The organism is Enterococcus sp. 3H8_DIV0648 (assembly GCF_002140655.1).
Lineage (GTDB): Bacteria > Bacillota > Bacilli > Lactobacillales > Enterococcaceae > Enterococcus_A > Enterococcus_A hulanensis.
The window spans coordinates 1,060,869-1,071,700 of the sequence record NZ_NGLG01000002.1; the positions used below are offsets into that span (position 1 = coordinate 1,060,869).

Consider the following 10,832-nt stretch of genomic DNA (forward strand, 5'->3'; position numbering starts at 1 on the left):
ATATTAAACTTATCAAGTCCGATAAAAGGAGGGGCATTTAGATGAATTCAGAAAAAGGGGTTTTTAAGGCCTTAAAATGGTTGTTTAGTTTCTTTGTTGGGATTATGGGGGTGGCAGTCGCAAGTTTAACAGCATTGATCATCATTTTCAATTTTACTTCGATTGCGCAAGAATACCGGGTAGAAGAACTGCCTTTCGGAGCGTTTACTTTCGATGTGCTCTCTTCGCCGCTATTCCTTCTGCTATTGATCGCGAACATTGTTTTATACGGCGTACTTTTTTACTTTGTGCGCAGCTTCTTCAAAAATCTGGAGCTGGATCAAATTTTCGTTCGTACAAATGTCGTTACGGCGAAAAAAATCTCGATCATTCTATTAGTCTTATCCGTAACCTCTTGCCTTCCTGATGTTTATGCGTCAATGCATGATATTTCAGTCAACGACAGTGCTTTTGATCTAACCTATCTCGTTGGAGCGTCGATCGTCTGGGCATTGGCTAAAATTTTAGAAAAAGCCAATCTGATCGCAGAAGAAAATGAGTTAACTATCTAAGTTAGACCACGAAAGGAGCTCGGCAAGAATGATCCAAGTAAACCTAGACGTTATGCTGGCAAAGAGAAAAATGTCTTCTGGCGAGCTGGCAAAAAGAGTCGGAATGACCAATGCCAACATTTCCGTTCTAAAAACCGGAAAAGCAAAAGCTGTTCGCTTTACGACTCTCAATGAAATTTGTAAAGTGCTGGAATGTCAGCCGGGAGATATCTTAGCATATATTGAAGAAGAATCGTAAAAAGCTTCCAGCTGCTCGCTGGAAGCTTTTTTAGTCTGCACGTCTCATCACGATCCCCGTATAGATCCATACGGTCAGTAAATAATAGACAAAATATAGAACAAAGAAAATCAAAAACGGCAGCCAGATATTGCTGTACGGCTCACTCAAAAGCGTCTTGAACATTTGGAGTCCAAACAAGACATGAATGACCCCTAATAATCCCGGAACCAAGAATAATATCCCGATCTCTTTTCTAATCGATTGGGTCAACAGCTTGCGGCGCGTGCCGATTTTTTCCAGCATGCTGTAGCGTTGAATATCGCTTTTGGCGCCTGATAATATTTTGAACATCAGACAGCTTGCCAGCATCGTTAAAAAGGCGATTCCTAAGAAAAAGCCCATAAATTCAAAGCCTGAGAACAATGCATTATACATATCATAGATCAAAGCTTTTTGCGTAAAATTCCCCACTCCATCATTTAATGAAGGATTTTTTTTCAAGTTTTCTTCCGCTAAGGTTTTTAAGGCTGGACGAGCTTTCGCAAAATCAGCCACCGTGATCAAGCGCAATTCAGTCGCTTGGATCGGCAAAGCCGCAAATTCCTCACTTGTTAAGAATTGGTGCTTCTTCGTCTGCTGTTCCGGCAATTCCAAGTTTCGTAACTTGTCGGCCGCGACAACATCGCCTGCCAGCTTCTCACCTGAATACTGAACCTTTTTCGCCTGATTCTGCTTGTCAAATTCGATTGCCGAAAGCGGGGTTTGATCAAATTGCCCGCGATCATAGTAAACCGTAGCTGCATCTTCTTTTTGCTGATAAGCAACATCAGAAGTCGGCGTGATTTTTTCCAGCTCTGAAGAAGAGACGGTTTGTCCATTATTCAACACTAGATCATAGGCGGAGGTCGCTTCGGTCATTTTAGAGACTTCATTATGGAAGCCTAGACCTACCGTGATTGCCCCTAGCGCTAGCGCGAAGAGCATCGCCACCATCGACAAAATTTTCGTATAATCTTGAATCCGGAAGCTTAGTTGCGACAAGGTAAAATTGTTTAATTTTTTCAAGGCGATCTTATCTCGGCGCTTCAACAGGTCCAAAACAAAAATCAAAATGGAATGAAAAACAAAGTATGTTCCTAAGATAATCGTGACCAATGCCACCGCCAAGGCAATCAGCTGCAATGTGCCCACCAGCTTCATCATCAAATAGCCGATCCCTAAAAAGATCACCCCTGCCACTACTTCCAGCAGCAATGTCATTCGTTTACGATTGGCCGGCAATGGTGTTTCGCTGGCCTTTAACAGACTCAAGATTGGTTTTTTCACGATTGTCATGGCATTCACGAAGGCCGCTAACAAGAAAATGATGGTGAAAAAAGCCAAGGTGAACAAGATAGCTGACGAATTAAGTGCCGCGAAATGCGTGACCTTGATGGCGAGCTGTTTGACCAACAATTGCTGAACCACACTGCTCAAGCCGATGCCCAGCACCGTCCCAACGATCGTTGCCCCGACACCAACCACGAAGGTTTCAATAAAGATCAATTGCGCGATCTTCCGACCTTTGGCTCCCAGCATCATGAACATCGCGTAATCCTTTTGCCGCATCGTCATTAAAAAGGAATTGGCGTACAAAATATAGACAAAGGTAATGATGGACAGCAGAACGGTTCCTAAATGGAAAATCATAACCACCGAAGAGATCGTCGTGTTGCTTTCCAAAAAGGTCTTATTAGTTGCCAAGCCTTCAAACATATAAAAGATCCCAGAGGCCATGACCAAGCCGGAAAAGAGCACGATATAATCTCTCAAACGACCTTTAATCCCAGTAAGCGATAATTTTAAAAGCATTGAATTTCCCCCTACTGTTCCAGATTCCCGAGAATGCTCAAAATCTGACGATAAAAAGCTTCCCGTGTTTGATTTTCACGTTTGACCTCTTGATAGATCACACCGTCTTTAATGAATAAAATCCGGCGGCAATAGCTGGCGGAAAATGGATCATGGGTTACTAATAAAATCGAAACCTGATCCTTTTGATTCAGCTCCTCCATCGTGTCTAATAAATCTCGGGCACTCTGTGAATCCAGCGCACCGGTTGGTTCGTCTCCTAATAGAATCGTCGGCTGAGTGATCAGCGCCCGCGCGGCTGCCACCCGCTGCTTTTGTCCGCCAGAAATTTGCGCGGGATAACTGTTTAGGATACCATCAATCGACAAACGCTTCGCTACTTCAGCTACCCGCCGATGAATAGCTTTGCCTTTGACACCTTGCAGGGATAACGGAACCGCGATATTTTCCGCCGCCGTTAAATTTTCCAGCAAGTTGAAATCTTGAAAGATAAACCCGATCTCGCGACTGCGAAAATCGGCTAATTGATTGCCGGATAATTTGGTCACATCGGCTTGATTGATTTTAATCTTGCCGCCTGTTGGTTTATCTAAGGTTGCTAATAGGTTTAATAGCGTCGATTTCCCCGAACCAGAGGCGCCCATGATTCCGATAAATTCGCCCTTTTCTACTTCAAATGAAATGCCTTTTAAGGCCTCGGTCTTTTTCTGATTGCCCTTTCCGTAGGTTTTCTTCACGTCATTGACTGCTACGATTTTTTCCATACTTTCACTCCTTGTTCTGTATAAGCCCCCGAAAAACTAGAACCCTAGTTTTTCCGCGGCCTTTTTCGGTAGTTGTTTTTGTGTGACCTCTTCATAAGAAGTCACGCCCTTTTTCTCGTTCCACGTTACTTTTAGAAAAGCCTCGCGGCGCAATGGACGATCCTTCGATGCGTTAAAGTTCAACACTTTTTTCTCGCCGTTCTTGTCATAGCCGGGCAATGAATACTTATAATCAACATAAGGATTCCCGCTGCTGTCCTTCTCATCGATGCGCTCTCCATCTGTGGTAATCTGGACGTAATAGTCCTCGCCGCCCTTCACAACTTTATCTGCTATCTGTAAGCCTACAAAGGCGATGACGATCAAACTCACTAAACCAATCAAAATTTTTTTCATCACTGATTGCTCCTTTTTTATTTCTGAAGCAACTATACAAAACCCTCAGAAAATCAACCATTGAAACAACCTAAAAACACCTAACAGTTTTGTCATTTCGAAAAATTCCCGCAAAAAACGACCAGCGCCTTTTGATTAGCGTCAGATTCATTTAAGCAAAAAAAAATAAGCCAGCCTCAACTTCTTTTCGTTGATAGCCAGCTCACTTTAAAATTTCCAGACTAAGTACCTTAGCCGCAGAAACTGCTCACGCTCACTTTATTGCGAAACGCTGCATTTGCGGTAATTTGATAAACCACGCAACTAACAGACAAGAGGCGATTTTATCCACCACATTCCCCGTTACAGCACCCCAATAAGTTGCACTGATCATTTCCTTGCCCGAAGCTCTCAGCGCCATGATCACGATGTCTGTACCTGATCCGGTAAACCCGCCAAACAACGCTAAGCGAATCGGTGCTCCGATCATTGGACAAATAAAGGCTAATAAGACACCTGCGATTAACGCCTGTTTATACCCAAAGCCTTTTTTCGCCAACAGCGCAACCACGATCGCTACTGCTACATTCACCAGCGCAAAGGGAATCGATAACGGACCGCTGAATAACCCCATCAATAAATTCGTCGTCACTCCGGTCAAAATACCACAGCCCATACCGAAATTCGCTGCAATGTAAATCGTTCCCATCGTGTCTAAAAACAACAACGGAATCTTCATCATTGACACCGCTTCGCCCAAGACAACATTCAATCCGACTGCGATCGCACACATCGCGATCACTTTTGCTTTACTATTCATTTGCTAACCCTCTTTCTAAAAACTCTTGCAACTGTTCCTTAAATGCCCCTTGATCGTCCTCGCTGTACCAAGTAGGAACCTCCAAAAAGTTGGTCCCGATCTGAGCCTGCTGACACCTCGCGAAAAACTCCTCCATCAAGACTCCCCGTTGTCCGGTAATCGAACAGTTCGGACTTTCATTGATCCCGATAATTCCGAGATACTGATAGCCTTCTGCCTGATACGCTTGAATCTGCTGGATCATCGGCTCTAACAGCTCCTGACATGTTTGCCGATAATTCGGCAGCTCACGATATTCTTCGTAAGTCATCGGCGGACGATCGCCTCCTAACACGATAAACTCGGGACACGGCAATTGGATCAAAGCAATCCCGCGACTCAATAACTCGATCGCAAACGGAAAAGCGCCGCGTGCCCGTTCCCAGCCATGGATCACCGCATTTTGGTTCAAAACACAATGAGACACGGCCACTAATTGTTTCTGTGGTTGAATAGTCTTCCCTCCTTCAATCTATTTAAAAATCTCCTGCAGGCTTTCTTGAATCAGCGAAAATTCCTCTACTGCGATCGTTCGCAAATCTAAGAAGTTGCAGTCATTTTTTACCCTTGTGATAATTGGTGTCGCCGCTAAGCGCAGTTTTTCCTGCAAATCATCGGCGGTGAAACGCTCGCTGCTTAACACAACAGCATACGTTGGCAATAAATGCTCCGGATAAGAGCCGCCGCCAATTTTGCTGCTGTCTTTTTCGATCTTCACACTTAATTCCGTGATCCGCTGCAGCATCGCCGCAAGCTCGGCCGCTTTACCTAGACAATCCTCTTCACTCAATCCAATCATTTGCAACGTCGGCACGGATTTCAAGGCTTCCTTTTCATCAAGATACAACGATAACGTCGCTTCCAGCGCGCTCAAGGTCATCTTATCGATCCGCAGTGCCCGCAATAATTGATTTTTCTTCATCTTTTCAATGTATTCTTTTTTACCGACGATGATCCCTGCCTGCGGTCCGCCTAATAGCTTGTCGCCGCTGAAGGTCACGATGTCGCAACCCTGATCCAGCACTTCTTTTACTGTCGGCTCATAAGGCAAACCAAAGGGCCGCATATCTAATAACAATCCGCTGCCTAAATCATTGATCAGGGGCAAATCATTCTGATGCGCCAATTCTGCTAAATCCTCCAGCGCCGGACTTTCGGTAAAGCCAACGATCCGATAGTTGCTAGTATGGACTTTTAAGACTGCACCAGTCTCTTCCGTCAACGCTTTCTCATAATCGGCTAAATGCGTCTTGTTGGTCGTTCCGACTTCGACGATCGTGCCGCCGCTTGATGTGATCACATCGGGAATTCGGAAGGCGCCGCCAATCTCCACTAATTCGCCGCGTGAAACCAGCACTTCTTTTTCCTGCGTCAAGGTACTCAAGACCAAAAGCACTGCCGCCGCATTATTATTCACTACCAGCACATCTTCGGCACCTGTAAGCTTCTTCACGATCGAAACTAAATGACTATAACGCGAACCGCGCTTGCCGCTTTCCAGATCAAACTCCAAGTTAGAATAATGGAAGCTGGTCGCTAACAGCTGCTCCTGTGTTTTCGCGCTTAATGACGAACGCCCCAAGTTCGTATGGATCACGGTACCTGTTCCATTGATCACTCGCCGAAGTGAAAATTGCTTTTCTTCCAGCTGCTTATGGATCATTGCCACGACCTCTTTTTGATCGATGACGGTTTTTCGGGTGCCGTCAACCACCGCTTCGCGTAGACTCGCAACAACCTGCTGAGTCGCTTCCTTGGCCTTTCCGTGAGGATAAATCGGGTCGATCTGTTTCAATAAGACATCCACGGAAGGCAAACTTGCTAAAATATTTTGAATCTCTTTTGACATAGGCCACCTGCTTTCTTAGCGTAACGCCAGATTTTGTAATGCAGCTAAGACTGTATCGACCTCAGCCTTAGTGGTAAAACTTGAAAATGACAAACGAACCGTTCCGCGATCCGCCGTCCCTAACGCCTCGTGCATCAATGGCGCACAATGATACCCCGGACGCGTCGCAACCTGATATTCTTCCCACAGCAAATCACTGACGATCGCCGATTCCGCGTCTTTGATATTGATTGAAAAAACATCGACCCGCGGATTCGTGAAATCTCCATAGATCGTCACGCCCGCGATTTTTTGCAGCTCTTGATAGAAGTAAGTGCCTAATTTTTCCGCAGGCTCTTTTTCCATCAGCCACTGGATGCTGGCACTTAAACCTGCGATCCCGGGAATGTTCAATGTGCCGGCTTCTAACAAGGTTGGCAGATTTTTCGGCTGCACCTTTGAAAATGACTGCATCCCATCGCCGCCTGTTATCACCGGCTCGACTGGCAAATCCTTCAATAGACAAACGCCGCCAGTCCCTTGTGGTCCGTATAATGATTTATGCCCCGTAAAGCACAACGCCGCGATTTTTCCGTCACTGAGATCGATCGGTATGACGCCCGCCGTTTGTGAAGCATCAATAATCAGATAAAGCTCTTGTTCTGCGCAGAAATCCTTGACCCGTTCAAGGTCTAACAGATTTCCTGTCACGTTGCTGGCATGGTTGCAGACCACCGCCTTCGTTTCAGGTCGAACTTTTTCAGCAAATTCCTGATAATTCAAACGACCCGTCACCGCCTCGCTGGAAACAACATCGAAGCTGGCCCCTTGTTCTTCCAACTGATACAACGGCCGCAGCACCGAATTGTGTTCCCAAGAAGTCGTAAGCACATGATCCCCCGCATGGATCAAGCCCTTCAAAACTTCATTCAACGAGACCGTCGCATTATTGGTAAAGGCAACCTCATAGCGCTGATCAGCGTTAAACAACTCTTTCACCTGATTGCGCGCCTTTTCGGCCACACGAAAGCCCGCCAACGAGTACCCATGGGCGCCGCGAGAAGGATTTCCGTATTCGCCCGTCAAAATTTGCGTCACAGCTTCTGCCACAACCGCTGGCTTTTGAGCCGTCGTGGCGGCATTATCCAAATAAATGCCCATTTATTTTCCCTTCTCTCCTAAGATCCGATAATTTTCCACTCGTTTCGTGATTTCCTGCTTATCCATATATTCCAGAATCAACATCGACGATTTGCGGCTGGAGTTCGTAAAGTCACGGAAATCTCCCAAGGTCATCTGTTCATGCTCTGCAATATATTTTTGACTTTCTTTGACGGCTTGATCGAATACTTTTCCTAGCAGCACATATTCATGGGTCAAGAAGACCACCGACTCGCCATTCAACGCTTCTAACACTTCTTCTGCGTTTTTATCCAGATCATACAATTCTTCTTTTTTGACTGGTGTATAGCCATTTTTTGCTAACGCCTTTTCGATTTTTTCTTTTGCGGCCTGCTGGTATTTATTAAAGGTGACCTCAAAATCAGCTAACGCTATCTTGTCATTCGCCTCTTTGATCAATTCTTCCTTCATTAACCCGATCAGAGCTGAAATTTCTTTTTCGGCTAAGACGCTCCGCATCCGCGAACGGAATTCTTCCAAAGGCATCCCAAAACGCAGACGGTATTGCTTATGATAAGCGGCCAAAATCTCAGTAGAGCGATCCACCAATTTTTGATAGCTGGCTTGAGCCAAATAACCGACTTTGGTTTCCAGTACGCGGCCCTCTTCGACCATTTCGGTTAAAATCGGCCGCAATTCTTCCAGATCAACCCCTAAGTATTCCTGCAATTCCTTTTCCTTAGTAAACGGCTGCTTCTTATTGACCATGAAATCTGCGATTAATTCGTCTAAGCTGCCTTCTTCCTTCGCCTTCAAGCTTTCCAGAATCTCCATTTTGAAGCGGCGATGTTTATGCGGCGCCGCATCCAGAACCTCGCCGCCTGCGATCGTATACATCGGTGAATAGGAGCGCAAAATAAAGCGATCACGCTCTTTAACCGCGACCTGCTCTTCTAATCGCAGCTGCAAGAAGCCATCCTCGCCCGGTCCGATCCAGTCCACCCCTAATGGAACTGTCCGCGCCATCACTTCACGCGTACCGATCAATAGCCGCACCCGATCCCATAGACCAATTCCGCCTTCGACTTCAGGCAAGCAGGTAACCTTTACATCCAGCATCCACGTATCTTCCAGCTTTTCAGACACAGATAACACATCGCCCCGCTGGATCTCATCGGTTGCGATATTCGCCAAATTCAGCGCCGTTCGCTGTCCCGGCTGCGCATTTTTGACATCCGTTTCATGTACTTGGATATTACGCACCCGCGTTTTTTTCTGACTCGGATAGAGATACAGATCATCGCCGGCAGTGATCGAACCATCTAATAATGTTCCCGTCACAACCGTACCAAAGCCTTTGACACTAAACACACGGTCCACATTCAGGCGGGCCGATCCGCTGCCTGAACGCTCCTGCACCTCTTCTGAATGCTCTTGGATTTTTTCCAGCAATTCCTTGATCCCGGTTCCAGTTACCGCATCCGTTTCGATCAAATCAGCATCCGCCAATGGAGTATCCGCTAATTGTTCGCGAATATCCTCAATCACCAACTCTTTCAAATCAGGATCGACCGTATCCACCTTCGTCAAGACAATCAGGAAATCCCGAATGCCTAATAAGGTCAAAATATCGATATGCTCTTTCGTTTGCGGCATGATCCCTTCTGCTGCATCAATCACCAGCAGAACTAAATTGATCCCTGGCAGCCCAGCGACCATGTTTTTGATGAATTTTTCGTGCCCCGGCACATCCACGATACCGACCCGTTTTTTGTTCGGCAGATCCAAATAAGCAAAACCTAAATTGATCGACATCCCACGTTTCTTTTCTTCGCTTGTTGTATCCGTTTCGATTCCGGTCAAAGCTTTGATCAGTGTTGTTTTTCCGTGGTCAATATGCCCTGCCGTTCCAATTACAATATTTGCCATCTATTTATCCTTTCTGAATCAACGTATAGTCTGTTTTCAAGCCCTCTTGGGTCGCATGATAAAAGCCCTCCGAAGCAATCCCTGATTCCTCAAGCAACAAGGTCAATGAAGCCTCTTCTGACAGCGGATATTTCAAAGAAAAGCCGCAACTAGCATGAATCTTTTCCGGTGTGGGAATGATTCGAACGGCAAGTTGGGCTTCCTTCGCGATTTCCTCAGCTTTCATGGCCTCCCGGGTTGAATAAAATAGCGCAACACCGTATGTCTGCATAAAAACTGCTCCTTTTTCATATTAATGTATTCATTTTTCAAAAGAAAAATGAGTTCTATCTTCAAGCCGTATCTAACTAAAATAGTAATTACAAGCTTTTTATGGTTTAACGATCTTCGGTGCTTGGCGCATCATTTCTACGATCCGGTACATATTCGTCACTTCACCAACAGCCGCAGTCAACTCGTAAAAGTTCAAGCAAGCGCCGCAGGCATAAATTTCCACGCCATTTTCAGCTAAGCCGCGGAGATCTTCTAAAGAATCCGATCCTTCAACGACTGATTGCACCCCGCCATTATAGAAAATCACTTTTTCTGGCAGTACATCTTGTTCGGTTAATGAATAAATGAAGCCTTTTAACAGGTTTTTCCCTAATTCATCAGAACCGCGTCCCATCACGTTTGTATCCACCACCACGATATAATCATCGACTGTCACCAGCGGTTCAGCAGCTTGAGGTACTTCCTCAGTGAGGTCCACATTGGCCTTTGAAATGACTACTGTGTAATGATTCGGAGCATCTTGATCCATTTGATAAATATAGCCCAGCTGTTCCGCCATTTTTTTCAAATTTTGTGTCGCGATCTCATTATCAACCAGCGTTTGTACTACCTCATGCTCACGTAACGCCTTTTTCGTTTCAATTACTGGTAACGGACAAGCTTTTCCTAAGGCATCAACTTTAAACATCATATCCATCCTCTCTAGTAAACAATCAATTCTTTTTCTTGTTTTTCAACGACTATCCCAAAATCCTTTGCAGGAATATTCGCAGCCTGTAATTCCTCCAGCAAAGCCGCTACTTCATCCTCCGGCACACTGACTAGCAGCCCGCCAGACGTTTGCGGATCAAATAGTAATTCCTCGATCCCGAAATCATTGATTTGGAAATCCATCTTCTCTTCCATATAATTCCGATTTCGCTGACCGCCCGCAGTGAGGATAAATTCCTTCGCACCCTGATATGCCTCTTCAAAATAAGGCAGGTCTTTTGAATGAATTTCAGCGCTGAATTTGTCGTTCATCATTTCATGCAAATGCCCTGCCAAGCCAAAACCTGTC

13 protein-coding genes are annotated in these 10,832 nt (G+C 45.5%); 2 read left to right on the forward strand and 11 right to left on the reverse strand.

Translation table 11 applies throughout. The features are described 5' to 3' along the window. Positions 1-41 precede the first annotated feature (41 nt). Positions 42-551 (forward strand): DUF2975 domain-containing protein, encoded by a 510-nt coding sequence (locus A5875_RS21365; RefSeq protein ID WP_088935580.1) that lies wholly within the window; start codon positions 42-44, stop codon positions 549-551. 28 nt (positions 552-579) lie between these two features. Then, on the forward strand, positions 580-789 hold the full coding sequence (locus A5875_RS21370; RefSeq protein WP_088935581.1) for a helix-turn-helix domain-containing protein: 210 nt from the start codon (positions 580-582) through the stop codon (positions 787-789). 30 nt (positions 790-819) lie between these two features. Here A5875_RS21370 and A5875_RS21375 read toward each other — a convergent pair whose 3' ends face one another. The 11 genes from A5875_RS21375 to A5875_RS21425 form a co-directional block, all read right to left on the reverse strand. Next, complete coding sequence (locus A5875_RS21375) at positions 820-2,622, reverse strand: FtsX-like permease family protein (RefSeq protein WP_088935582.1); 1,803 nt, start codon at positions 2,620-2,622, stop codon at positions 820-822. 11 nt (positions 2,623-2,633) lie between these two features. Continuing rightward, complete coding sequence (locus A5875_RS21380) at positions 2,634-3,386, reverse strand: ABC transporter ATP-binding protein (protein WP_088935583.1); 753 nt, start codon at positions 3,384-3,386, stop codon at positions 2,634-2,636. A gap of 36 nt (positions 3,387-3,422) precedes the next feature. Next, positions 3,423-3,782: a YxeA family protein gene (locus A5875_RS21385; protein WP_088935584.1), complete on the reverse strand. Its 360-nt coding sequence runs from the start codon at positions 3,780-3,782 to the stop codon at positions 3,423-3,425. 253 nt (positions 3,783-4,035) lie between these two features. Then, complete coding sequence (locus tag A5875_RS21390) at positions 4,036-4,581, reverse strand: CD3073 family putative ECF transporter S component (RefSeq protein ID WP_088935585.1); 546 nt, start codon at positions 4,579-4,581, stop codon at positions 4,036-4,038. Then, a complete protein-coding gene (locus A5875_RS21395) occupies positions 4,574-5,053 on the reverse strand; it encodes a CD3072 family TudS-related putative desulfidase (protein WP_340672803.1) in 480 nt (159 codons plus the stop codon). The genes A5875_RS21390 and A5875_RS21395 overlap by 8 nt, the downstream gene beginning before the upstream one ends. A gap of 39 nt (positions 5,054-5,092) precedes the next feature. Further along, positions 5,093-6,469: an L-seryl-tRNA(Sec) selenium transferase gene (selA, locus tag A5875_RS21400; RefSeq protein WP_088935586.1), complete on the reverse strand. Its 1,377-nt coding sequence runs from the start codon at positions 6,467-6,469 to the stop codon at positions 5,093-5,095. Between the two features lie 15 nt (positions 6,470-6,484). Then, entirely contained in the window at positions 6,485-7,609 is a 1,125-nt protein-coding gene (locus A5875_RS21405; RefSeq protein ID WP_088935587.1) for an aminotransferase class V-fold PLP-dependent enzyme, read from the reverse strand. Further along, complete coding sequence (selB, locus tag A5875_RS21410) at positions 7,610-9,499, reverse strand: selenocysteine-specific translation elongation factor (protein WP_088935588.1); 1,890 nt, start codon at positions 9,497-9,499, stop codon at positions 7,610-7,612. 4 nt (positions 9,500-9,503) lie between these two features. Next, positions 9,504-9,770 carry a DUF3343 domain-containing protein gene (locus tag A5875_RS21415; protein WP_088935589.1) on the reverse strand — a complete coding sequence of 89 codons (267 nt, stop codon included), beginning with the start codon at positions 9,768-9,770 and terminating at the stop codon, positions 9,504-9,506. Positions 9,771-9,869: 99 nt separating this feature from the next. Further along, positions 9,870-10,460: a sulfurtransferase-like selenium metabolism protein YedF gene (gene yedF / locus A5875_RS21420; RefSeq protein ID WP_088934893.1), complete on the reverse strand. Its 591-nt coding sequence runs from the start codon at positions 10,458-10,460 to the stop codon at positions 9,870-9,872. Positions 10,461-10,474: 14 nt separating this feature from the next. Next, a partial coding sequence (locus A5875_RS21425) for an AIR synthase-related protein (RefSeq protein ID WP_254911918.1) occupies positions 10,475-10,832 on the reverse strand: 358 nt, incomplete at its 5' end.

Excerpts from the sequence above, each read along its gene's own strand:
- A5875_RS21365 (WP_088935580.1), top strand. The coding sequence starts at position 42 with ATGAATTCAGAAAAAGGGGTTTTTAAGGCCTTAAAATGGTTGTTTAGT.
- A5875_RS21370 (WP_088935581.1), top strand. The coding sequence starts at position 580 with ATGATCCAAGTAAACCTAGACGTTATGCTGGCAAAGAGAAAAATGTCT.
- A5875_RS21375 (WP_088935582.1), bottom strand. The coding sequence starts at position 2,622 with ATGCTTTTAAAATTATCGCTTACTGGGATTAAAGGTCGTTTGAGAGAT.
- A5875_RS21380 (WP_088935583.1), bottom strand. The coding sequence starts at position 3,386 with ATGGAAAAAATCGTAGCAGTCAATGACGTGAAGAAAACCTACGGAAAG.
- A5875_RS21385 (WP_088935584.1), bottom strand. The coding sequence starts at position 3,782 with ATGAAAAAAATTTTGATTGGTTTAGTGAGTTTGATCGTCATCGCCTTT.
- A5875_RS21390 (WP_088935585.1), bottom strand. The coding sequence starts at position 4,581 with ATGAATAGTAAAGCAAAAGTGATCGCGATGTGTGCGATCGCAGTCGGA.
- selA (WP_088935586.1), bottom strand. The coding sequence starts at position 6,469 with ATGTCAAAAGAGATTCAAAATATTTTAGCAAGTTTGCCTTCCGTGGAT.
- A5875_RS21405 (WP_088935587.1), bottom strand. The coding sequence starts at position 7,609 with ATGGGCATTTATTTGGATAATGCCGCCACGACGGCTCAAAAGCCAGCG.
- selB (WP_088935588.1), bottom strand. The coding sequence starts at position 9,499 with ATGGCAAATATTGTAATTGGAACGGCAGGGCATATTGACCACGGAAAA.
- A5875_RS21415 (WP_088935589.1), bottom strand. The coding sequence starts at position 9,770 with ATGCAGACATACGGTGTTGCGCTATTTTATTCAACCCGGGAGGCCATG.
- yedF (WP_088934893.1), bottom strand. The coding sequence starts at position 10,460 with ATGTTTAAAGTTGATGCCTTAGGAAAAGCTTGTCCGTTACCAGTAATT.